A 20,979-nucleotide genomic window follows, 5' to 3' on the forward strand; every position below is an offset into this window, starting at 1 on the left:
TTCGACGGGGGAAGGGCGGGCATGCGGTTCGTCGACGAATACCGCGACGCGGACCAGGCCCAGGCGCTGTCCGCGCAGATCACCGCGCTGTGCGAGCCTGGGCGGCACTACAAGTTCATGGAGGTGTGCGGCGGCCACACCCACACCATCTACAAGCACGGGCTCGAGGACTACCTGCCGGAGAGCATCTCCCTGGTCCACGGCCCCGGCTGCCCGGTCTGCGTGATCCCGATGGGACGGGTGGACGACGCGATCCACATCGCGTCCCAGCCGGACGTCATCATGACGTCGTTCGGCGACATGATGCGGGTGCCCGGCGGCAGGGGCTCGTTCTTCGACGCGAAGGCGGCCGGCGCCGACATCCGGATGGTGTACTCGCCGCTGGACGCCCTGAAGATCGCCAGGAGGAACCCGGACAGGCGGGTGGTCTTCATGGCGATCGGGTTCGAGACGACCGCCCCGTCCACGGCGATGACCGTGCTGCGCGCGGCGGCCGAGGGCGTCGAGAACTTCTCGGTCTTCTGCAACCACGTGACGATCCTGCCGGGCATCAAGGCGATCCTCGACTCGCCGGACCTGCGCCTCGACGGCTTCCTCGGCCCCGGCCACGTGTCGACGGTCATCGGCTGCCGCCCGTACTCGTTCATCTCGGACGGCTACGGCAAGCCGCTGGTCTGCGCGGGCTTCGAACCGCTCGACATCCTGCAGTCGGTCCACATGCTGCTGCGGCAGCTCGCCGAGGGGCGCAGCGAGGTCGAGAACCAGTACACGCGGGTCGTCCCCTGGGACGGGAACCCCAAGGCGCTGGAGGCGATCAACCAGGTGATGGAGCTGCGGCCGCACTTCGAGTGGCGCGGCCTCGGGTTCATCTCCCATTCGGCGCTGCGGGTCCGCGAGGAGTACGCGGTCCACGACGCCGAACGGGTCTTCGACATGCCGGGCGTCCGGGTGGCCGACCCGAAGGCGTGCCAGTGCGGCGAGGTCCTCAAGGGCGTCATCAAGCCGTGGGAATGCAAGGTCTTCGGCACCGCGTGCACCCCGGAGACGCCGATCGGCACGTGCATGGTCTCGTCCGAAGGGGCCTGCGCGGCCTACTACAACTACGGCCGCTTCACGCGGGAGCGCGTGAAGGAGGCGACGCTCCGATGACGGCGGAGACGGGCATGACCGAGACGGGCATGACCGAGACGGTGAGCGCCGAGCAGCAGGTGCTCGAGCGCATCGAGCGGGCGCGCCGGCGCAAGGCCAGGGTGAAGGAGGAGCGCGTCACGCTCGCGCACGGCGCGGGCGGCAAGGCGTCCCAGACCCTCATCGACGCCGTGTTCGTGGACGCCTTCCGCAACCCGGAGCTGGAGGCGATGGAGGACGGCGCCACGCTGACCCTCGGCGCTTCCCGCACGGTCTTCACCACCGACTCCTACGTGGTGTCGCCGCTGTTCTTCCCGGGCGGCGACATCGGCGACCTGGCGGTGAACGGGACGGTCAACGACCTGTCGGTCTGCGGCGCCCGCCCGATGTACCTGTCGGCCGGGTTCGTCCTGGAGGAGGGCTTCCCGGTCGCCGACCTCCAGCGCGTCGTGGCGTCGATGGCCGCCGCCGCGTCCCGGGCCGGGGTCGCCATCGTCACCGGGGACACGAAGGTCGTCGAACGCGGCAAGGCCGACGGCTGCTACGTGAACACGGCCGGCATCGGCGTCCTCGACCGGGACGTGGCGCTCGGCGCCGCCGCCGTCCGGCCGGGCGACGCCGTGCTCGTCTCCGGGCCGATCGGCGAGCACGGGGTCACGATCATGCTGGCGCGCGGGGAGCTGGACATCGAGGCCGACCTGGCGTCCGACACCGCGCCGCTGCACGAGCCGGTCGCCGCGCTGCTGGACGCCGTCCCCGGCGGGGTGCGGGTGATGCGGGACGCGACGCGCGGCGGGGTCGCGACCGTCCTCAACGAGATCGCCCAGGCGGCGCGGGCCGGCATCACGCTGGACGAGGCGGCCGTGCCGGTGCGTCCCATGGTGACCGGCGCCTGCGAGCTGCTCGGCATCGACCCGCTCTACGTGGCGTGCGAGGGACGTTTCGTCGCGGTGGTCGACGGAGACCGGGCCGGCGCGGCCCTGGACGCTCTGCGCGCCCACCCTCTCGGCGAGGGCGCCGCGCTGGTCGGGCACGTCCGCGCGGAGCCGCCCGGCCTCGTCCTGCTGAAGACGACGTTCGGCGGCACGCGCATCGTCGACATGCTCGTCGGCGACCCGCTGCCCCGGATCTGCTAGAGCTCCCCGCGCAGCGCGGCCTGGGTGAGCTCCCAGAGGACGTGGTACACGGTCGTCTGCGCCTCCTGGATCCGGTGGACGGACGCGGACGGCACGACGAACAGGTGGCCGACCCGGCCGGGCTCGGCCATCCGGCCGCCGTCGTAGCCCGCGAACCCCACGGTCAGCAGGCCGCGCCGGTTCGCCTCGTCCAGGCCGCGCAGCAGGTTCTCCGAGCCGCCGCTGGTGGACAGCGCCACCGCGATGTCGTCCGGCGTCCCGAGCGCGGCGAGCTGCCGGGCGAACACGACCTCGAACCCGACGTCGTTGGACAGCGCGGTGACCGACGCGACGTCGTGCGGCAGGGACAGCGCGGGCAGCGGCCGGGCCGGCGGGGGAGGGCACGCGTACAGTTCGGCGATCTGCTGCGCGTCCGTGCTGCTGCCTCCGTTGCCGAAGGCGAACAGGCGCCCGCCGCCGCCGAACCGGGCGGCCATCTCCCGCGCGCACCGCACCAGCCGCTCGCCGAGCGGCCCGGCGAGCGACGCGCGCAGCGCGACGATCCCGGCGGTCTTCTCCTCGGTCGACGCCCGGACGTCCGCGAGCACGGACCCGATGTCGCTCTTGTCCGCATAGAGGAATGGATACAGGGACTCCACGCCGCTGGTCATGACCGTCCCTCCACCACCGCTATCGCCTCTTTGGCATGGACCAGCACCACGTCTCCGGGCCCGGCGTCGACCAGCGCCACGCTGATCTCCTCCGGCCCGTTCTCGGTATCGACGATGGCGAGACCTCCGTCCTTGACCTCGCGCACCCTGACCTGGACACCCGCATCCGAGCAGGTGATGCAGACCTCGTCATGACACGGCTCCGTCATCAGACGGCCTCCCCTTCGAGAGTCCCCGGCTGGTCGAAGAAGACATGAACCAGCTCCCAGAGGATGTGATAGGCGGTGACGTGCACTTCCTTCACCACGCAGGGATCGTCGGACCGCGCGATCAGGACGTGGCGGGCCGCTCCGCTCCCGGCGATGTCGCCGCCGTCCCCGCCCAGCAGCGCGACGGTCTCCATGCCGATCCCGCTCGCCTCGCGCAGCGCCTCCAGCACGTTCGCGCACCGCCCGCCGGCGGAGATGCCGAGCGCGATGTCGTCCGGGCGGCCGAACAGCCGGACCCGCTCGGCGAAGTCGCCGGCGGCCAGTGCCATCGCGGGCAGCGCGCGTTTCCCGACGACGACGGGATGCATGAACTCGACGGCGACGTGCTGGGCGTCGGTCGCCGCGCCGCCGTTGCCGAAGACGAGGAGCCTGCCGCCGCGGTGGAAGCGCACCGCCATGTCCCGGCAGGCGAGCGCGATCAGCTCGGCGTCCCCGCCCAGCGCGCGTCCCGGGCCGTTCCGGCGGTCGAACGCGGCTTGGACGATCGCGGCCGCTTCTGCTGCCATGTCCGCTCCTCACGGTCGGGAGGCCCCGTGCTCCACAGGGCCAGGAAGGAATCGAGGACGCCGCCGAAGTGAGCCAGGCTCGCCATGCGGACGCGCAGGTCGGCGAGGCCCTCGGGCGTCAGCTCGTACCGGCGCCGGGCCGGGCCGGCGTCCGAGGGCACCCAGCTGGACGACAGCAGCCGCTCCCGTTCCAGGTTGCGCAGCACCCGGTAGGCGTGTCCCGGCTCGACGCCCGTCACGCCCATCGCCGCGAGCCTCTCGATGAGGTCGTAGCCGTGGCCCGGCCGCTGGTGGATGAGGAGCAGGAGGAACGGCTGGAGCATGCTGCGGATCTCGCTGCCGCACACGGGTCTCCCTCTCGCGCATCGCTCACCGGTTCCCCGGCGGCATATCGCCGGGGCGATATACGACTAGCCACGACGTGAGCGAAGTAACGCGGCCATACACGATCTTTAGGCGCGCAGGACGAGCCCGGGAATCGCGCATGGCCGCGACCTTCCGGCTGAGGCCGATTCGCGCCACGGTGACGCAAAATCGTGACCTCCTTCACGCCTGATCCCCGGAGGGCGGGAACTGTCCATCCTGGAGGTGGAGCGTGGACAGGAACGCGAAGGTCAGGGCCTGCGCGGCCGCGGTAGCGGGGATGCTGGCGCTCGCCGGGTGCAGCGGAGGCGACGCCGAGAACGCCGCGTCGACATCGGCGCGGACGTCGGCGCCGGTCTCCGGGTCGGCGACGGACCTGCAGCAGCAGTACGAGAAGGTCGTGGACGCGGTGCTGCCGTCGGTGGTGAAGATCCAGACCGACCGGGCGGAGGGCTCCGGGGTCGTGTACGACGGGCAGGGCCACGTCGTCACGAACGCGCACGTGGTGGCCGGTGCCAAGAAGATCCAGGTGACGTCCTCCGGTGGCGGCGCCACGCTGAGCGCCGACCTCGTCGGCGCGTTCGCGGCCGACGACCTCGCCGTCGTCAAGGTGAACGGCGGGAACCTCAAACCGGCGTCGTGGGGCGATTCGAGCAAGGCGCAGGTCGGGCAGATCGTCCTCGCGATGGGGAACCCGCTGGGGCTCGCCGGGAGCGTGACGAACGGAATCGTCTCCGCCCTGCACCGGACGGTCTCGACCAAGGGCGAGGGCGACTTCCAGGGGTCGACGATCGCCGACGCCATCCAGACGAGCGCGGCGATCAACCCGGGCAACAGCGGCGGCGCCCTCGTCACCCTGAACGGGCAGGTGATCGGCATTCCCACGGCCGCCGCGTCCGACCCGTCGGTGGGCGGGCAGGCGGCCGGCATCGGGTTCGCGACGCCGAGCAACACCGTCAAGTCGATCGTCCCGCAGCTCGTCCAGAGCGGGAAGGTGTCGAACTCCGGACGGGCGGCGCTCGGCGTGACGGTCCGCACGATCGTCGACCCGCAGAGCGGGCAGCGGACGGCGGTCGCCGTCGTGGACGTCCAGAACGGCAGCGGCGCGGCCAAGGCGGGCATCGCGCCGGGCGACCTGATCCTGTCGGTGAACGGCACCGCCACGCCCGACCAGACGGCGCTGTCGTCGGTGCTCGCGAACCTCAAGCCGGGCGACACCGCGAAGGTCGAGATCCAGAAGCCGGACGGCTCGAAGAAGACCGTCCAGGTGACGCTCGGGGAGCTGCCCGGAGGCGCCTGACCCGCACCGCTTGACGGTGGCCTGTACAGAGGTACAGTGTACGCCTGTACAGGCTACTGAACATCGGTACAGGGGGTGCGGATGCCGGTCGAGCGAGCCGAGGATCTGACCGGGCGGGCCCGGATCCGGGACGCGGCGCTGCTGCAGTTCGCCGAGCACGGCGTGAAGGGCGCGACGATCCGCGGCATCGCGAAGGCCGCCGGCGTCTCGCCCGCCCTCGTGCAGCACCACTTCGGGACGAAGGAGGCGCTGCGCCAGGCGTGCGACCGGCACGTCATCGAAGTCATCCGCGAGACCAAGCAGGAGGCCCTCGGCGGCGGGATGGCCGACCCCGGCTTCCTGGCGATCGCCATGCGGACGGCCCTGCCCGTCCAGCGCTACCTGGCCCGCGCCCTGACCGACGGCTCGGAGGCCGCGAACACGCTCTTCGACGACGCGGTGGCGTTCAGCGAGGAGATCCTCGAACGCGGCTCTTCCGGCATCGCCAGGCCCAACACCGTGGACCTGCACGCCTACGCCACCGTGATGACGGCGATGAGCGTCGGCATGGTCGTCCTGCACGAACACCTGTCCCGGGCCCTCGGCGCCGACACGTTCACGGCCGAGGGCTATCCCCGCATGGCGCTCGCGGCCCTGGAGATCCTCAGCGACGATCTCATGTCGCCGGAGCTGGTCGACCAGGCGCGCGCCGCCCTCACGAACATGCTCGCCGCCGGCGGGCAACCTCCCTCCAAGGAGAACCGGTGACCGCGAACACGCCTCCGATATCCGTATCCGGCCTGGTCAAGAGCTTCGGCCGGACGCGTGCGCTGGACGGCCTCGACCTGACCGTCCGGCCCGGTGAGGTGCACGGCTTCCTCGGCCCGAACGGCAGCGGGAAGTCGACCACCATCAGGGTGCTGCTCGGCCTGCTGCGCGCCGACGCGGGCGACGTCCGGCTGCTCGGCGGCGACCCCTGGCGGGACGCGACCGAGCTGCACCGGAGGCTCGCCTACGTGCCGGGCGACGTGACGCTGTGGCCGAACCTGTCCGGCGGCGAGGTCATCGACCTGCTCGGCCGGATGCGCGGCGGCCTGGACCGGCGCCGCAAGGCCGAGCTGCTCGACCGGTTCGAGCTGGACCCGCGCAAGAAGGGCCGCGCCTACTCCAAGGGCAACCGGCAGAAGGTCGGGCTGGTCGCGGCGCTCGCGTCCGACGCGGAGCTGCTGCTGCTGGACGAGCCCACCTCCGGCCTCGACCCGCTCATGGAGGAGGTCTTCCAGGAGTGCGTCCGGGAGGAGCGGCGCGCGGGCCGGACCGTCCTGCTGTCCAGCCACATCCTGTCCGAGGTCGAGGCGCTCTGCGACCGGGTGACGATCATCCGGAACGGCGTCGCGGTCGAGTCCGGCACGCTCGACGAGCTGCGGCACCTGACGCGCACCTCGATCCACGCGGAACTGGCGTCCCCGCCGGACGGCCTGCCGCTGCCCGGCGCCCACGACGTCGAGATCGACGGCACCACCGTCAAGTTCGAGGTGGACACGCCGCAGCTCGACGCCGCGCTCCGCATGCTCACCGACATCGGCGTCCGCAGCCTGGTCAGCCGCCCGCCGACGCTGGAGGAGCTGTTCCTGCGGCACTACAAGGACGAACTCCAGGAGGCCGCGCGATGAGCGGAGCGGACCGGGGGGCGCTGGGGGCCGTCCCCCCGCGAAGGGCGCGGGTGACCGCGCTGACCGGGACGGGCGGGCTGGCCCGGCTGATCCTGCGGCGCGACCGGATCCTGCTGCCCGCCTGGGTGCTCTGGATCGCCGTGATCCCGGCCGGGTTCGTCGGGGCCACCGGGAGCCTCTACCCGGAGGCCGCCGACCGGCTCCAGTACGCGCGGACGACCGGGAACAACCCGACGTTCCTGGCTCTCTACGGGCCGCTGTACGACACCGGCCTCGGCGGCATCATCGCGCAGCGCTCCGGGTTCATCCCGGTGGTGATCGGGCTGATCAGCGCGCTCACCGTCATCAGGCACACCCGCACCGAGGAGGAGGCGGGGCGCCGCGAGCTGCTCGGCGCCACCGTCACCGGACGCGGCGCGGGGCTGGCCGCCGCGCTCGCCGTGACGATGGCGGCGAACCTCGTCCTCGCCGCCGTGCTCACCGCCGGGCTGACCGCCCAGGGCCTCCCGGTCGCCGGTTCGCTGGCGTTCGGCCTGCAGATGGCCGCGGCCGGCTGCGTCTTCGCGGCCGTCGCGGGCGTCACCGCGCAGCTCAGCGAGAGCGCCGGCGCCGCTCGCGGGACGGCGATCGCCGCGCTCGGCGCCGCGTTCGCGATCCGGATGGCCGCCGACGTCGGCGGCGCGGGCAACTCCCTGTCGTGGCTTGGCTGGCTGTCCCCGCTCGGCTGGATCAACCGGCTCCGCGCCTACGGCGAGGAGCGCTGGTGGACGCTCGCGCCGGCCGCCGTGCTGATCGCGGTCCTGGTGGCCGCCGCCGGTGCGCTGTCCGCGCGCCGGGACGCCGGCGCGGGCATCCTGCCGCAGCGGCCCGGGCCGGCCGACGCCCCGGCGCGGCTGTCCGGCCCGCTCGGGCTGGCCTGGCGGCTGCAGAGCCGCCCGCTCTACGGGTGGCTCGCCGGGTTCGCCGCGCTCGGCGTCGTGTACGGCGCGGTCGCGGGCGGAGTCCAGGACATGGTGAAGGACAACCCCGACCTGGCGCGGATCTTCACCCAGATCGGCGGGGCGCGGGGGATCACCGACGCCTACTTCGCCGCGGTGATGAGCATGCTCGGCCTGATCGCGGCCGCCTACGCGGTGGCGACCACGCTGCGGCTGCGCACCGAGGAGGCCGGGCAGCGCGCCGAACCGCTGCTCGCCACCGCGACGGGACGGCTGCGCTGGGCGTCGAGCCACCTGCTGTTCTCGCTGCTCGGCCCGGTCGCCGCGCTCGCCGTCGCGGGGCTGGCCGCCGGGATCGCGCACGGCCTGGACACCGGCGACCCCGGCCGGGAGGTGCCGCGCGTCCTCGGCGCGGCGCTGGCGCAGCTGCCCGCGGTCTGGCTGGTCGCCGCGGTCGCGGTCGCGCTGTTCGGCCTGGTCCCCGGGCTGACCGCGGCCGGAGCCTGGGTCGCGGTGGCGGTCTGCGCGCTGGTCACGCTCTTCGGCGCGGCCCTCGGCCTGGACCCGTGGGCCATGGACGTCTCGCCGTTCACCCACGTCCCGAAGGTGGGGCAGGACTTCACCGTCATGTCGCTGGCGTGGCTGGCGGGGCTCGCCGCCGCCCTGTCCGCGCTCGGCATGGCGGGCTTCCGCCGCCGGGACCTCGCCGGCCACTGAGCGGTTAGATTGGCCCGGTGACATCACCGAAGCCTCTCGCCATCTGCGTGTTCTGCTCGTCCAGCGGCAAGATCGACCGCGTGTACCGCGACCTCGCGGCGGAGGCCGGCGCCGAGCTGGCGCGGCGCGGTCACAGCCTGGTCAGCGGCGGCGCCCAGGTGTCGTGCATGGGCGCCGTCGCCCGCGCCGCGCGCGCCGGCGGCGCCCGTACCGTCGGGGTGATCCCGGAGGGCCTGGTCAGCGTCGAGATCTCCGACGAGGACAACGACGAGCTGGTCATCACGCCGGACATGCGGACCCGCAAGGGCGAGATGGACCGGCGCAGCGACGCGTTCCTCATCCTCCCCGGCGGCATCGGCACCCTGGAGGAGCTGTTCGAGGTGTGGACGGCCCGCGTCCTCGCCATGCACGAGAAGCCCGTCGTCATCCTCGACCCGACCGGCGTCTACGACCCGCTCCGCGACCTGATGGTGGGGCTCACCGAGCAGGGCTTCGCCCGCCCCAGGATCTGGGACGCCATCGGCTGGACGACCACCGTCCCCGAGGCGTTCGACCTCCTGGAGCGGGCGCAGCCGCGCATCGAGTTCTCCCCCGGGGACTACGCCGAGACGCAGCTCTAGCCGGCGCGGGGGGCGACCTCCGACAACCCCGGTCAGGCGTCGTGCTTGCGGCCCGGCATGTTCTCGTACATGTCGGTGAGCTTCTGCCGGAAGCCGCGGGCCGCGATGCCGACCTTCTGCGGGTCCTTGAGGCCGGCCTTGACGGCCTTCTTCGCCTGATCCTTCATGATGTGCGGCGGGATCGGGGCGATCTCGTTGTCGACCACGAACTCGATCACGACGGGCCGGTCGCTCGCGAGCGCCTCCTTCCAGGCGGCGGTGACGTTCTTGGGCTCGTCGCAGTAGATGCCCTTGAGGCCGCACAGCGCCGCGTACTTGGCGTACTCGAAGTCGGGGATGCTCTGCGAGCCCTTGAACTTCGGGTCGCCGCCCATCGCGCGCTGCTCCCAGGTGACCTGGTTGAGGTCCTGGTTGTTGAACACCGCGAAGATCAGCGGCGGGGAGCCGGCCAGCCGGTCGGCGTACCGCTTGACGGTGAGCATCTCGTTCATGCCGTTCATCTGGAACGCGCCGTCGCCGACGAAGCAGATCACCGGGCGGTCCGGGTAGGCGAACCGCGCCGCGATCGCGTACGGGACGCCGGGCCCCATCGTCGCGAGCGTCCCCGACAGCGACGCCTGCATCCCGTCGCGGAGCTTGATGTGCCGGGCCCACCAGTTGGTGGCCGACCCCGAGTCGGCGGTGAGGATGGCGCCGTCCGGCAGCAGCGGGGACACCTCGTGCGCGACGGCCTGCGGGTTGATCTTGCCCTCGAAGCTCTGCCCGGCGCGCTTGGCCATCACCGTGTCCCAGGTGCGGACGTTCTCCTCGATCTCCTCGCGCCAGGAGCGGTCCTCCTTGCGTTCGAGGAGCGGGATGAGCTCCCTGAGCGTCTCCTTGGCGTCCCCGACGACGTGCGCGTCCATCGGGTAGCGGATGCCGATCATGCGGCCGTCGATGTCGATCTCGACGCCCTTGCAGCTGCCCTCGTCCGGCAGCCACTCGGCGTACGGGAAACTCGTGCCGATCATGAACAGGACGTCGCAGTTCATGATCATCTCATCGCTGGCCTTGGAGCCGAGCAGGCCGACCGGCCCGGTGACGAACGGCAGGTCGTCCGGCAGGACCTCGCGGCCGAGCAGCGCCTTGGCGACGCCCGCGCCGAGCAGCTCGGCGGTCTCTATCAGCTCGGACTGCGCGTTCGCGGCGCCCTGGCCGACCAGCATGGCGACCTTCTGCCCCTCGTTGAGGATCTGCGCGGCCTTGTGCAGCTCCTCCTTGTTGGGCAGGACGCGCGGCTGGCTCCAGCCGACGCTGGAGTACACCGAGCCGTGCTCCTTGGGCGGCGACGGGACGGCCTCCGACTCCTGGACGTCCTCCGGGATGATGATCGTCGCGACGCTGCGGGTGGTGAGCGCCGTCTTGAACGCACGGTCGATGACGTGTCGCATCTGCCCCGGCTGCATGACGATCTGGCAGTACTCCGACACGTCGGAGAACAGGGTCTCCAGATTCACCTCCTGCTGGTAGTGGGTGCCCTGGGAGAGCCGCTTCTGCTGCCCGATGATCGCGACGACCGGCTGGTGGTCCAGCTTGGCGTCGTAGAGCCCGTTCAGCAGGTGGATCGCGCCCGGCCCGGACGTGGCCGTGCAGACGCCGACCTCGCCGGTGAACTTGGCGTGCGCGCACGCCATGAACGCGGCCATCTCCTCGTGCCGCGTCTGGATGAACTCGGGATTCCCCTCGGCGCGGTCGAACGCGCCGAGCATGCCGTTGATGCCGTCGCCCGGGTACCCGTAGACCCGCTTGATGCCCCACTCGGTCAGCCGCTGGAGGACGTAGTCGGCCACTTGCTGCGCCATTGCTCTCTCCTCTTCCGTGATGTCGTCGTGTCCGCCGCGGCGGCCGGGTCAGCGCCGCAGCAGCCTGGCCGCGCCGACCGCCGCGCCCGCGGCGGCGCCGGCCGTCGCGGCCCCCACCAGGTACTTGTGCTGCCCCGCCCACATCTGCGGGCTCGTCCCGTGCGCGCGGTCGTCGAACCGGCCGTGGCTCCCGTGGTCCTCGCCGGAGGCGTCGTCGGCGGGCTCCCACAGGTTCGCCGGGCGGTCCGGCCGGGCGTCCTCGTCCGTGTGCTGCGACCGGAAACCGGTCTTCGCCAGGTAGCGGTCCAGCAGGCCCCCGGCGAACTTGTTGCCGAGGATCGTGCCGACCGAGCTGGCGCCGATCCAGTACTCGCGGCGCGCGGGATGCTCGGCGGCGTACAGCAGCGCGTCCGCCGCCACCTCCGGCTGGTAGATGGGCGGGACGGGCTGCGGCCGCTTGCGCAGCCGCGACAGGACCCAGTCGAACTGCGGCGTGTTGACCGCCGGCATCTGCACCATCGTCACCCGCACGCCGCTGCCCTCGTGCATCAGCTCCGTCCGCAGCGACTCGTGGAAGCCCTTGATCGCGTGCTTGGCGCCGCAGTAGGCGCTCTGCAGCGGGATCCCCCGGTAGGCCATCGCCGACCCGCACTGGACGATCACGCCGCGGTCGCGCGGCATCATCCGCTTCAGCGCGGTCCGGGTGCCGTTGACGTAGCCGAGGTAGGTGACGTCGGTGGTGCGCTCGAACTCCGCCGGCTCGATGTCCCAGAACGGCGCGAGCACCGAGGAGAAGGCCACGTTCACCCACACGTCGATCGGGCCGAGCTCGTCCTCGGCCTTCCGCGCGGCCTCCTCCACCCGGTCGCGGTCGGTCATGTCGACGCTGATGGGCAGCGCGCGCCCGCCGGCGGCCTCGACGTCGGCGACGGCGCCGTCCAGGCCCTTCTCGCCGCGGGCCAGCAGTGCGATCCGCGCGCCGCGCCGGGCGAACGCCGTCGCCGCGGCCCGGCCGATGCCGCCGCTCGCGCCGGTGAGCACGACGACGCTCTTCTCGTCGATCCTGTGTTTCGTCAGCACCTAGTCCCACTGCCCGAGACTCCGGGTCTGTAACGCGGGGTCCGCGCCGCCGGGCCGTCCCTCGGATACGGTCGAAATGTGCGCGCCCGTGAACTCGCCGTCGACTACCCGACCGTGACGCCGGCCGACTCCGCGCTGGACGCGGCCCGCCTCCTGGCGGACCGGGGACTGCCCGGTCTCGTCGTCGTGGACGGCCGGCGGCGCGCGGTCGCGGTGATCCCGGGTTCGCGGCTGCTGCGCCAGATCGTCCCGCCGCACGTCCGGGACGATCCGACCCTCGCCCGCGTCTACGACGAGCCCCACGCCGACCGGCTCGCCGCCAGGCTCGGCGACCGCACGGTGGCCGAGCTGCTGGAGGGCGAGCAGAAGCCGCTCCGCGTCGTCGGCCCGGACGCCACCGCGATGGAGATCGCGAGCGTCATGGCGGGCGCCCGCAGCCCCGTGGTGGCGGTGTCCGACAACGAGGAGCATCCCGAGAAGGGCGCCGTGATCGGCGTCATCACCGCCGCCGACCTGCTGTCCCGCCTCCTGCCCGCGCCCGGCGACGCCTGACCCGCACGGGCCGCCCGAACCGCTCGCGAACGCCACCGAAGGAGACGCATGAACGTCGATGTCCCCGCCTCGCGGGAACTGGCCGGAATCGCCGAGCTCGCCGCCCGCGCCACGGGGGACCGGCTGCGGACGGCGTTCCGCTCGCGTCCCGAAGTCGACACCAAGCGCGACATGCACGACCCCGTCACCGTGCACGACCGCGCGGCCGAGGAGACCATCCGGGAGGTGCTCGCCAAGGAGACCCCGGGCAGCGTCGTCGTCGGCGAGGAGGGCGGCGCGCAGGGTCCGGGCGGCGACAAGGGCACAGACGGCGACGTCCGCTGGTACGTGGACCCCATCGACGGCACCGCCAACTTCGCGGTCGGCCTGCCGTTCTTCTGCGTGTCCATCGGCGCCGTCGCCGGCGGCGAGGTCGTCGCGGGCGCGGTGTACGACCCGGTGCGGGACGAGATGTTCAGCGCGTCCCTGGCCGGCGCGACCTGCAACGGCACGCGCATCGAGAGCAGGGGCGCCTCCCGCGACGAGACCGCCGTCGTCGCCACGTCCTACCCGAGCGCGCACGAGCTGCGCGACGACCGGAACGAGGCGCTGCGCCGCTTCGGCCTGATGGTGGACGCGTTCGCCACGCTGCGCCGCCCCGGCAGCGCCGCGCTCACCCTCGCGCACGTCGCCGCGGGCTGGACCGACGTCGCCTTCGACCCGTCCATCAACGCCTGGGACATCACCGCGGCGCTGCTGCTGGTCCGGCAGGCGGGCGGGACGTACCTGCCGCTAGGCGGGGAGCCCGGCGCCCCCGACCACGAGGCCCCCGGCTACCTGGCCTGCGTCGGCGGCTTCGACCTCGCCGGATCCGTCATGCTCGAGGTGACCGGCGCGACGGTAGCGGGCCCATGAGCGCCACCCGCGCCGTGCCGCGCTGCGCGCGGCGTGGTGTCGACGGGGTGAGTCAGTGTTCGACGAGGGTGAGTTCGAACGAGTAGCGGTCGGCGCGGTAGACGTGGCGGCCGTGCTCGGTCGCGGCGCCCTGGTCGTCGTAGGCGGTGCGGTTCATGGTGAGCAGCGGGGCGCCGCGCCGCTCGTCCAGCAGCCGGGCCTCGGCCGCCGTCGCGCCGCGCGCCCCGATGGTCTGGTTCGCGATGCGCAGGTTGATCCCGGTGGCGCGGAGCAGCTCGTACAGGCCGTGCTCGGCGAGGTCGGCCTCGGTCACCTCGATCAGGCCGAGCGGCAGGTAGTTGGTGAGCAGCGCGAGCGGCTCGTCGCCGGTGCAGCGGACGCGGCGCATCCGGACGACCTCGGTGCCGGGCGGGACGCCGAGCTCCTTGGCCACCGTGTCGTCGGCCGGGACGGGGCCGAGGTCCAGGACCCGGGTGCGCGGCTCCCGGCCGGCGGCCGCCAGGTCGTCGTGCAGGCTGGTCAGCTCGATCGGGCGGCGGATCTCCGACTGCACCACCTGCGTGCCGACGCCCCGCTTGCGCACCAGGAGCCCCCGGTCCACCAGGTGCTGGATCGCCTGCCGGACGGTCGGGCGGGACAGCCCGCACCGGCCGGCCAGCTCGACCTCGTTCTCCAGCCGGGTGCCCGGGGTCAGCTCACCCGCCCGGATCGCGGCCTCCAGGTGCTGGGCGAGCTGGTAGTACAGCGGCACGGGGCTGCTGCGGTCCACGGACACGCGCGGTCGGTACACCCATCGCCTCCTCTGGCCGAGCACGATGGTACCCCCGGGCGTGTCATCACCTTATTACCTCATAATGTCCTAACAAAGAATTGACATCTCCATGCGGCCTTCAGCAGACTCGGCGGAGCCGGCCCCACGCCCCGGCCGGAGCGCGTCCCCGGAGAGATGGTGAGCCGATGATCAAGGATCGTGTCGCGGGAGCCCCGATCTCGTGGGGGGTGTGCGAGGTGCCGGGCTGGGGCCACCAGCTGGCGCCCGCGCGGGTGCTGGCGGAGATGCGCGACCTCGGGCTGGCCGCCACGGAGTTCGGGCCGCCCGGCTTCCTGCCGGCCGGGGCCGCCGAGCGCGCCGCGCTGCTCGCCGGGCACGGGCTCCGCGCCGTGGGCGGGTTCGCGCCGGTCGTGCTGCACGACCCGGACCGCGACCCGCTGCCCGACGTCCGGCGAATCCTGGCCGGGTTCGGTGTGGAACGCTCCAACGAGCGGCTCACGCTGGTGCTCGCGGCCGTGCACGGGCTGGACGGCTACGACGAGCGGCTGGTGCTCGACCCGGCCGGCTGGGCGGCGCTGCTCGGCAACCTCGACCGGATCGCCGCGGCCGCGGCCGCGGCGGGCGTCCGGGCGGTGCTGCATCCGCATGCCGGGACGATGGTGGAACGGTCCGACGAGGTCCGGCGCGTCCTCGACGGGTCGGGCATCCCGCTCTGCCTGGACACCGGGCACCTGCTGATCGGCGGCACGGACCCGGGCGACCTCGCGGCCCGGGCCCCCGGCCGGATCGCGCACGTCCACCTGAAGGACGTCGACGCCGGGCTCGCCGAGGCCGTCCGGGCCGGCGCGACCCCGTACACCGACGCCGTCCGGGACGGCATCTACCGCCCGCTCGGCGCGGGCGACATCGACATCGCCGGGATCATCGGCTCCCTCGAAGGCGCCGGCTACGACGGCTGGTACGTCCTCGAACAGGACATGATCATCGACGCGGAGCCCGCGGCCGGCGCCGGACCCGCCGCCGACGTGCGCGCCTGCGTCGACTTCCTCGCCGGGATCCCCGCATGACCGGAGTCGCGGCCGGGTCGCGGGCCGGGCGGATCGCCGCGCTCGCGGAGACGCGCGCCGTCCGTCCCGGGGCCATCGCCGAGGCCGCCGCCCGCCGCACGAGGCGCCCGTCGCCGCTCGGCCCGGCCGGACGGCTCCTGCTGATCGCCGCCGACCACCCCGCGCGCGGCGCCCTCGCCGCCGGCGGCGACCCGCTCGCCATGGCCGACCGCGGCGAACTCCTCGACCGGCTCTGCACGGCCCTGGGGCGTCCCGGCGTGGACGGCGTCCTCGCCGCCCCCGACGTCGTCGAGGACCTGCTGCTGCTCGGCGCCCTCGACGGCAAGGTGGTGATCGGCTCGATGAACCGGGGCGGGCTCGCCGGCGCGTCCTTCGAGATCGACGACCGCTTCACCGCCTACAGCGCCGCCGCGATCGCCGCGTCCCGGCTCGACGGCGGCAAGGTGCTGCTCCGGGTGGACGACGGCGACCCGGCGACGCCCCGCACGCTGGAGGGCTGCGCGCGGGCGGTGTCGGACCTCGCCGGGCACGGCCTGATGGCGATGGTCGAGCCGTTCGTCGCCCGCCGGGTGGACGGCCGCGTCCGCAACGACCTCGCGCCGGAGGCGATGATCCGCGCGATCTCGATCGCGTCCGGGCTCGGGACCACGTCGGCGCGCACCTGGCTGAAGGTTCCGGTCGTCCCGGACATGGAACGCGTGATGGCCGCCTCGACCCTGCCCGCCCTGCTCCTCGGCGGCGAGGTCGCCGCCGACCCGCGCGCCGCCCGCGACGGCTGGCGCCGCGCGATGCGGCTGCCGACCGTCCGGGGCCTGGTCGTGGGCCGCTCCCTTCTCTACCCCGCGGACGGCGACGTCGCCGGAGCCGTGGACGCCGCAGTGGAGGTCATATGAGCACGAGACTCACGGTGGGCCAGGCGACCGTCCGCTTCCTGGCCGCGCAGTACAGCGAACGGGACGGCGAGGAGCGGCGGTTCTTCGCCGGATGCTTCGGGATCTTCGGGCACGGCAACGTCGCGGGGCTCGGGCAGGCGCTGCTGGAGCACGCCGGCGACCTCCCCTACTACATGGCGCGCAACGAGCAGGCGATGGTGCACGCGGCGTCCGGCTACGCGCGGATGAACGACCGGCTTTCGACGCTCGCCTGCACGACGTCCATCGGGCCGGGCGCGACCAACATGGTCACCGGAGCCGCGCTCGCGACCATCAACCGGCTGCCGGTGCTGCTGCTGCCCGGCGACATCTTCGCGACCCGTCCCGCCAACCCCGTCCTGCAGGAGCTTGAGGACGCCCGCTCCTACGACGTGTCGGTGAACGACTGCCTCAAGCCGGTGTCGAAGTACTGGGACCGCGTCAACCGCCCGGAGCAGCTGCCCAGCGCGCTGCTGGCGGCGATGCGCGTCCTCACCGACCCGGCCGAGACCGGCGCCGTCACCCTGGCCCTGCCGCAGGACGTGCAGGCCGAGGCGTTCGACTGGCCGGACGAGCTGTTCGCGCGCCGTGTCTGGCGCATCCCGCGCCCAGTCCCCGAGCCCGCCGCGCTCGACGACGCGGTTCGCCTCCTGCGGTCCGCGGAGCGCCCGCTGATCGTGGCGGGCGGCGGCGTCGTCTACGCGCGGGCCACCGACGCCCTGCGCGCGTTCGCCGAGCGGACCGGCGTCCCGGTCGCCGAGACGCAGGCGGGCAAGGGCTCACTGCCGTGGGACCACGAGTGCTCGGTGGGCGCGATCGGCGCGACCGGGACCACGGCCGCGAACGCGCTCGCCCGCGAAGCCGACGTCGTCCTCGGCGTCGGCACCCGGTTCAGCGACTTCACCACCGCGTCCCACAGCCTGTTCGCCGACCCCGGCGTCCGCTTCGTCAACATCAACGTCGCCCGCGCGGACGCCGTCAAGCTCGCCGGGACGGCGGTCGTCGCCGACGCGAGGGAGGCCCTCCGGGCCCTGACCCGCGAGCTCGGCGGCCCGGCCGGCGGGTGGGCGGTGAGCGCGGCCCATCGCGATCGGGCGCGGGAACTCGCCGGGCGGTGGAACGCCGTCGTCGACGAGGCGTTCGGGGAGCGGCGGGACGGGCTGCCCGCGCAGGCGGAGGTCATCGGAGTCGTCAGCGAGGTGTCCGGCCCCCGGGACGTGGTGGTGTGCGCGGCCGGGTCCATGCCCGGCGATCTGCACAAACTGTGGCGGACGCGCGACCCCAAGGGTTACCACGTCGAGTACGGCTACTCCTGCATGGGCTACGAGATCGCCGGCGGCCTCGGGGTGAAGATGGCCGCGCCCGACCGCGAGGTGTTCGTCCTCGTCGGGGACGGCTCGTACCTGATGATGGCCCAGGAACTGGCCACGGCCGTCGCCGAGGGCGTCAAGCTGATCGTCGTCCTCGTCCAGAACCACGGCTACGCGTCCATCGGGAACCTGTCCGAGAGCGTCGGCGCGGAGCGGTTCGGCACCCGCTACCGGGCCCGGACCGCCACCGGCCTGGACGGCGGCCCCCTCCCCGTCGACCTCGCCGCGAACGCCGCCAGCCTCGGCGCGGACGTGCTCCGCGCCGACGGCGCCGACGGGCTCCGGGACGCGCTGCGCAAGGCGATCGGCTCCCCGCGCACCACCGTCGTCCACGTGGAGACCGACCCGCTCGCCCCGGCCCCGGACAGCGAGGCGTGGTGGGACGTCCCGGTCGCGGAGGTGTCGGCGCTGGAGCCCACCGCGCGGGCCCGCGCCCGCTACGACGACGACAAGAAGACCCAGCGCCGTTACCTGTGAAAGGAGCCTTCGTGCGCCCCGATTCAGCCCGCGGCGGCCTTCCCCGCGGCGCGCCGACCCAAGATTGTCCTGGGGCTTTGCCGGGCCGCCGGTGATCGTTCACCGGCGGTTCAGCGGCGGCGGCCAACCTCCTGCGTGATCCCCTTACGTGAAGGAGTGCCCATGTCCGTGACCCGTCGCGGAGTCGTCAAGGGCGGCGCGGCCGGCGCGCTGTCCATCGCCCTCGCCGGAAGCCTGGACGGAATCTTCCAGACCTCCGCGGGAGCCGACACCGGAGAGGCGTACGGCTACGGCCCGCTCATGCCCGACCCCAAGGGCGTCCTGGACCTGCCCAAGGGCTTCCGTTACAAGCAGCTGTCGGTGGAAGGCGACCCCATCTCCGACGGCGTGGTCGTCCCCGGACACCACGACGGGATGGCCACCTTCCCCGGCAGCAGGCACGGCCGGACCCGGCTCGTGCGCAACCACGAGCAGGGCACCAACGGCACCCGCGCCGTCGCGCCCGCCGAGCTGACCTACGACCCGGCCGTCAACGGCGGCACCACCACCCTGGAGGTCGACAGCCGCGGCGACCTGCTGTCGCAGTACGTCAGCCTCGCCGGGACGGCGGTGAACTGCGCCGGCGGCCGCACCCCCTGGGGTACCTGGCTGACCTGCGAGGAGACCGAGGGCGTCAAGGGCGAGACCAAGAGCCACGGCTGGGTGTTCGAGGTCGACCCGCAGGGCCGGCGCACCGAGCCCGTCCCGCTGACCGGCCTCGGCCGCTTCGCGCACGAGGCCGTCGCCGTCGACCCGCACACGCTCACCGCCTACCTGACCGAGGACGCGCACGGGCCGTTCGGGCTGTTCTACCGGTTCCGCCCGCGCGCGCACCGCGGCGGCTACCACGCCTACCTGCGGGGAGGGCAGTTGGAGGCGATGAACGTGCGCGGCGTCCCGGACCTCTCGCTCGTCACCGAGCCCGGCACCCGGCTGCGCGTCGAGTGGCTGGACGTCCCGGACCCGTCGGCGGAGCAGACGTCCGTCCGCAAGCAGTTCGACACGATCACCCGCAGCCAGAAGCTCGAAGGCGCCTGGTGGGGCCACGGCAAGGCGTACTTCGTGGCGAGCTTCGCCGACTCGGGCGACGGCTCCGCGCGCGACCACGCCGGGCAGGTCTGGACCTACGACCCGCGCCGCAACGAGATCGAGCTCCAGCTGATCTTCAAGCCGGGCGGCCGGTTCGACGGCCCCGACAACATCACCGTCTCCCCGTACGGCGGCGGCGTGATCCTGGCCGAGGACGGCGACGGGGAGCAGTACCTCGTCGGCACCACCCGCGAGGACAAGCCGTTCGCGATGGCGCGCAACGCCCTCAACGGCAGCGAGTTCACCGGGGTCACGTTCTCCCCGGACGGCCGCATCCTGTTCGCCAACCGCCAGTCGGACCCGGGCGTCACGTTCGCCATCACCGGCCCCTGGCACCGGCTCCGCGGCTAGCCGGGTACCGGACTCACTGGCCAGGCCCTAGGCGAGACCCCGGCGGGCGACCGCGGGAGGCCGGGTGCCCTCGATAGAGGCCACCATGTCGAGCACCTGGCTCATCCCGTCCGCTTGCGACTCCGGCACACGGAAGTACCTCACTCCCAGCCACGCGTAGACGGACGCCGCGGCGAGCAGCCCGGGATCGGGCTCCCGCGCGTCCGTCTCCAGCGTGACCAGCACGGCGTCCCCGGAGGCGGCGAGCCGTTCCACCCGGCTCGCAGGGGGCGCCGTGCCCGCGTCCACGGCACCGTCCGGAACCGGCGCGCCCGGTGGAAGGACCATCCGCTCTTGCATGCCCATGCCGCCAAGCGTGGCACGATCGGAGTCCGGGGATCGTCCTTCAGAGGGACGCGGGAAGATCGGAGCATGATGGTGACCGTGGTGCTCGTCCTGGCCGGCCTGGCCGTGCTGGGCGCCGTCGTCGTCCTCGCCATGGGCAGGGGCGGCGAGCTGGCCGAGACCCATCCGGACTACCCCCGGCTCCAAGTGGACGCCGAGGGCCGCCCCGCACTGGGGCCGCAGGGGGCCGGGCTCCGCCTCCCCGCGACGATCTGGGGCTACCAGATGCAGGTGACGGACGAGGCCGTCAACCGCCTGACCGCCGCCCTGCACGAGCGCGACGCCCGCGTGGCCGACCTCGAACGCCAGCTGCGCGACCTCCGCCGGCGCGCCGGGGAACCGGCGATCGGCGCCCTGCACGGCCTGGAGAACCCCGGCAACGGCGTGCCGCTCCGCAAGGAGACCGTGCCCGTCGAGGACGAGCCCGGCCGCGAGGAGCGGCGGTGAGCCGGGTCGCCGTCCACGCGGAGGCCGTGTCCGGCGCCCCTGCCGAGCGCGTCTTCGACGTCCTGACCGACTGGCCGCGCCACGCCGAGTGGATGCCGTTCACCAGCGCGGAGGGCGGCGACAAGGTCGGCGACGAGCTCCGCGCCCGGACGGGCGTCGGCCCGGTCGGCTTCCTCGACACCATGGTCATCACCGACTGGCGGGACGGCCGCCGCGTTGCCGTCCGGCACACCGGCCGCGTCGTGCGCGGCGAGGCGTGGTTCGAGGTCGTCCCCGCCGGCGACGGCAGCCGCGTCGTCTGGGCGGAGCGCGTCGACCTGCCCTTCGGCCCCCTGGGCCGCGCCGGCTGGCTGGTCGCCGGCCCGATCGTGAAGGCGTTCCTGACCCTCGCCCTGCGCCGCCTCGCCGCTCTGTCGGAGGCATGAG

At 73.3% G+C, this 20,979-nt stretch carries 23 protein-coding genes; 15 read left to right on the top strand and 8 right to left on the bottom strand.

From position 1 onward, the window contains the following. Window positions 1-21 precede the first annotated feature (21 nt). Both hypD and hypE read left to right on the top strand, forming a co-directional pair. The gene (hypD, locus tag AL2_RS11895) at window positions 22-1,149 is read left to right on the top strand and encodes a hydrogenase formation protein HypD (protein WP_067633013.1); all 1,128 of its coding nucleotides are present in this window, start codon (window positions 22-24) and stop codon (window positions 1,147-1,149) included. After that, complete coding sequence (hypE, locus tag AL2_RS11900; RefSeq protein WP_157438110.1) at window positions 1,146-2,264, top strand: hydrogenase expression/formation protein HypE; 1,119 nt, start codon at window positions 1,146-1,148, stop codon at window positions 2,262-2,264. Before hypD ends, hypE begins: the two co-directional genes overlap by 4 nt. Here the strand turns inward: hypE and AL2_RS11905 are convergent. From AL2_RS11905 to AL2_RS11920, 4 genes are read right to left on the bottom strand one after another with little or no spacing between them, the layout of a single operon-like run. Further along, a complete protein-coding gene (locus tag AL2_RS11905) occupies window positions 2,261-2,914 on the bottom strand; it encodes a D-sedoheptulose-7-phosphate isomerase (protein ID WP_067633015.1) in 654 nt (217 codons plus the stop codon). The genes hypE and AL2_RS11905 overlap by 4 nt on opposite strands. Further along, the gene (locus AL2_RS11910; RefSeq protein ID WP_067633016.1) at window positions 2,911-3,123 is read right to left on the bottom strand and encodes a HypC/HybG/HupF family hydrogenase formation chaperone; all 213 of its coding nucleotides are present in this window, start codon (window positions 3,121-3,123) and stop codon (window positions 2,911-2,913) included. Before AL2_RS11910 ends, AL2_RS11905 begins: the two co-directional genes overlap by 4 nt. Then, the gene (locus AL2_RS11915; RefSeq protein ID WP_067633018.1) at window positions 3,123-3,689 is read right to left on the bottom strand and encodes a D-sedoheptulose-7-phosphate isomerase; all 567 of its coding nucleotides are present in this window, start codon (window positions 3,687-3,689) and stop codon (window positions 3,123-3,125) included. Before AL2_RS11915 ends, AL2_RS11910 begins: the two co-directional genes overlap by 1 nt. Continuing rightward, a complete protein-coding gene (locus AL2_RS11920; protein ID WP_067633019.1) occupies window positions 3,602-4,036 on the bottom strand; it encodes a helix-turn-helix transcriptional regulator in 435 nt (144 codons plus the stop codon). Before AL2_RS11920 ends, AL2_RS11915 begins: the two co-directional genes overlap by 88 nt. Window positions 4,037-4,284: 248 nt before the next feature. Here AL2_RS11920 and AL2_RS11925 point away from each other — a divergent pair, with 248 nt between their 5' ends. The 5 genes from AL2_RS11925 to AL2_RS11945 all read left to right on the top strand — a co-directional run bounded on the left by AL2_RS11925 (window position 4,285) and on the right by AL2_RS11945 (window position 9,279). Further along, on the top strand, window positions 4,285-5,352 hold the full coding sequence (locus AL2_RS11925; protein ID WP_157438111.1) for a S1C family serine protease: 1,068 nt from the start codon (window positions 4,285-4,287) through the stop codon (window positions 5,350-5,352). An 81-nt stretch (window positions 5,353-5,433) separates the two neighbouring features. After that, a complete protein-coding gene (locus AL2_RS11930; RefSeq protein WP_067633023.1) occupies window positions 5,434-6,099 on the top strand; it encodes a TetR/AcrR family transcriptional regulator in 666 nt (221 codons plus the stop codon). Then, entirely contained in the window at window positions 6,096-7,004 is a 909-nt protein-coding gene (locus tag AL2_RS11935) for an ABC transporter ATP-binding protein (protein WP_067633025.1), read from the top strand. Before AL2_RS11930 ends, AL2_RS11935 begins: the two co-directional genes overlap by 4 nt. Continuing rightward, window positions 7,001-8,659, top strand: coding sequence for an ABC transporter permease (locus AL2_RS11940; protein WP_210747853.1), 1,659 nt, complete (start codon window positions 7,001-7,003; stop codon window positions 8,657-8,659). Before AL2_RS11935 ends, AL2_RS11940 begins: the two co-directional genes overlap by 4 nt. A gap of 17 nt (window positions 8,660-8,676) precedes the next feature. Next, window positions 8,677-9,279 carry an LOG family protein gene (locus AL2_RS11945; RefSeq protein WP_245666562.1) on the top strand — a complete coding sequence of 201 codons (603 nt, stop codon included), beginning with the start codon at window positions 8,677-8,679 and terminating at the stop codon, window positions 9,277-9,279. A gap of 32 nt (window positions 9,280-9,311) precedes the next feature. On the opposite strand, the gene AL2_RS11950 is transcribed toward AL2_RS11945, so the two are convergent. Then, window positions 9,312-11,120 carry a thiamine pyrophosphate-requiring protein gene (locus AL2_RS11950; RefSeq protein WP_067633031.1) on the bottom strand — a complete coding sequence of 603 codons (1,809 nt, stop codon included), beginning with the start codon at window positions 11,118-11,120 and terminating at the stop codon, window positions 9,312-9,314. A 48-nt stretch (window positions 11,121-11,168) separates the two neighbouring features. Continuing rightward, window positions 11,169-12,200: an SDR family oxidoreductase gene (locus tag AL2_RS11955; protein WP_245666564.1), complete on the bottom strand. Its 1,032-nt coding sequence runs from the start codon at window positions 12,198-12,200 to the stop codon at window positions 11,169-11,171. A gap of 78 nt (window positions 12,201-12,278) precedes the next feature. Here AL2_RS11955 and AL2_RS11960 point away from each other — a divergent pair, with 78 nt between their 5' ends. Together AL2_RS11960 and AL2_RS11965 are read left to right on the top strand one after the other, a co-directional pair. Beyond that, complete coding sequence (locus AL2_RS11960) at window positions 12,279-12,752, top strand: CBS domain-containing protein (protein WP_067633032.1); 474 nt, start codon at window positions 12,279-12,281, stop codon at window positions 12,750-12,752. Window positions 12,753-12,800: 48 nt separating this feature from the next. Next, complete coding sequence (locus tag AL2_RS11965; RefSeq protein ID WP_067633035.1) at window positions 12,801-13,646, top strand: inositol monophosphatase family protein; 846 nt, start codon at window positions 12,801-12,803, stop codon at window positions 13,644-13,646. A gap of 52 nt (window positions 13,647-13,698) precedes the next feature. Here AL2_RS11965 and AL2_RS11970 read toward each other — a convergent pair whose 3' ends face one another. Beyond that, entirely contained in the window at window positions 13,699-14,436 is a 738-nt protein-coding gene (locus tag AL2_RS11970; protein WP_067633036.1) for a GntR family transcriptional regulator, read from the bottom strand. Between the two features lie 167 nt (window positions 14,437-14,603). Here AL2_RS11970 and AL2_RS11975 point away from each other — a divergent pair, with 167 nt between their 5' ends. The 4 genes from AL2_RS11975 (at window position 14,604) to AL2_RS11990 (ending at window position 19,722) form a co-directional block, all read left to right on the top strand. Then, window positions 14,604-15,485 (top strand): TIM barrel protein, encoded by an 882-nt coding sequence (locus tag AL2_RS11975; RefSeq protein ID WP_067633038.1) that lies wholly within the window; start codon window positions 14,604-14,606, stop codon window positions 15,483-15,485. Next, window positions 15,482-16,378 (top strand): Cgl0159 family (beta/alpha)8-fold protein, encoded by an 897-nt coding sequence (locus AL2_RS11980; RefSeq protein ID WP_174550835.1) that lies wholly within the window; start codon window positions 15,482-15,484, stop codon window positions 16,376-16,378. Before AL2_RS11975 ends, AL2_RS11980 begins: the two co-directional genes overlap by 4 nt. Further along, complete coding sequence (gene iolD, locus AL2_RS11985; protein ID WP_067633040.1) at window positions 16,375-18,243, top strand: 3D-(3,5/4)-trihydroxycyclohexane-1,2-dione acylhydrolase (decyclizing); 1,869 nt, start codon at window positions 16,375-16,377, stop codon at window positions 18,241-18,243. The genes AL2_RS11980 and iolD overlap by 4 nt, the downstream gene beginning before the upstream one ends. Window positions 18,244-18,405: 162 nt before the next feature. Continuing rightward, on the top strand, window positions 18,406-19,722 hold the full coding sequence (locus AL2_RS11990; RefSeq protein WP_083946425.1) for an alkaline phosphatase PhoX: 1,317 nt from the start codon (window positions 18,406-18,408) through the stop codon (window positions 19,720-19,722). Between the two features lie 27 nt (window positions 19,723-19,749). Here the strand turns inward: AL2_RS11990 and AL2_RS11995 are convergent, their stop codons facing one another. Continuing rightward, a complete protein-coding gene (locus AL2_RS11995) occupies window positions 19,750-20,067 on the bottom strand; it encodes a hypothetical protein (RefSeq protein ID WP_067633042.1) in 318 nt (105 codons plus the stop codon). Between the two features lie 66 nt (window positions 20,068-20,133). Here AL2_RS11995 and AL2_RS12000 point away from each other — a divergent pair, with 66 nt between their 5' ends. Then, entirely contained in the window at window positions 20,134-20,553 is a 420-nt protein-coding gene (locus AL2_RS12000; RefSeq protein ID WP_067633043.1) for a hypothetical protein, read from the top strand. Next, window positions 20,550-20,978 (top strand): SRPBCC family protein, encoded by a 429-nt coding sequence (locus AL2_RS12005; RefSeq protein ID WP_067633044.1) that lies wholly within the window; start codon window positions 20,550-20,552, stop codon window positions 20,976-20,978. The genes AL2_RS12000 and AL2_RS12005 overlap by 4 nt, the downstream gene beginning before the upstream one ends. Window position 20,979: the final 1 nt, after the last annotated feature.

This window comes from Actinomadura latina NBRC 106108 (assembly GCF_001552195.1).
GTDB classification, from domain to species: domain Bacteria; phylum Actinomycetota; class Actinomycetes; order Streptosporangiales; family Streptosporangiaceae; genus Spirillospora; species Spirillospora latina.

Coding starts and splice junctions, on each gene's coding strand:
- AL2_RS12000 (WP_067633043.1), top strand. CDS start 20,134: ATGATGGTGACCGTGGTGCTCGTCCTGGCCGGCCTGGCCGTGCTGGGC.
- AL2_RS11905 (WP_067633015.1), bottom strand. CDS start 2,914: ATGACCAGCGGCGTGGAGTCCCTGTATCCATTCCTCTATGCGGACAAG.
- AL2_RS11915 (WP_067633018.1), bottom strand. CDS start 3,689: ATGGCAGCAGAAGCGGCCGCGATCGTCCAAGCCGCGTTCGACCGCCGG.
- iolD (WP_067633040.1), top strand. CDS start 16,375: ATGAGCACGAGACTCACGGTGGGCCAGGCGACCGTCCGCTTCCTGGCC.
- AL2_RS11965 (WP_067633035.1), top strand. CDS start 12,801: ATGAACGTCGATGTCCCCGCCTCGCGGGAACTGGCCGGAATCGCCGAG.
- hypD (WP_067633013.1), top strand. CDS start 22: ATGCGGTTCGTCGACGAATACCGCGACGCGGACCAGGCCCAGGCGCTG.
- AL2_RS11950 (WP_067633031.1), bottom strand. CDS start 11,120: ATGGCGCAGCAAGTGGCCGACTACGTCCTCCAGCGGCTGACCGAGTGG.
- AL2_RS11990 (WP_083946425.1), top strand. CDS start 18,406: ATGTCCGTGACCCGTCGCGGAGTCGTCAAGGGCGGCGCGGCCGGCGCG.
- AL2_RS11910 (WP_067633016.1), bottom strand. CDS start 3,123: ATGACGGAGCCGTGTCATGACGAGGTCTGCATCACCTGCTCGGATGCG.
- AL2_RS11940 (WP_210747853.1), top strand. CDS start 7,001: ATGAGCGGAGCGGACCGGGGGGCGCTGGGGGCCGTCCCCCCGCGAAGG.
- AL2_RS11980 (WP_174550835.1), top strand. CDS start 15,482: ATGACCGGAGTCGCGGCCGGGTCGCGGGCCGGGCGGATCGCCGCGCTC.
- AL2_RS11995 (WP_067633042.1), bottom strand. CDS start 20,067: ATGGGCATGCAAGAGCGGATGGTCCTTCCACCGGGCGCGCCGGTTCCG.
- AL2_RS11975 (WP_067633038.1), top strand. CDS start 14,604: ATGATCAAGGATCGTGTCGCGGGAGCCCCGATCTCGTGGGGGGTGTGC.
- AL2_RS11930 (WP_067633023.1), top strand. CDS start 5,434: ATGCCGGTCGAGCGAGCCGAGGATCTGACCGGGCGGGCCCGGATCCGG.
- hypE (WP_157438110.1), top strand. CDS start 1,146: ATGACGGCGGAGACGGGCATGACCGAGACGGGCATGACCGAGACGGTG.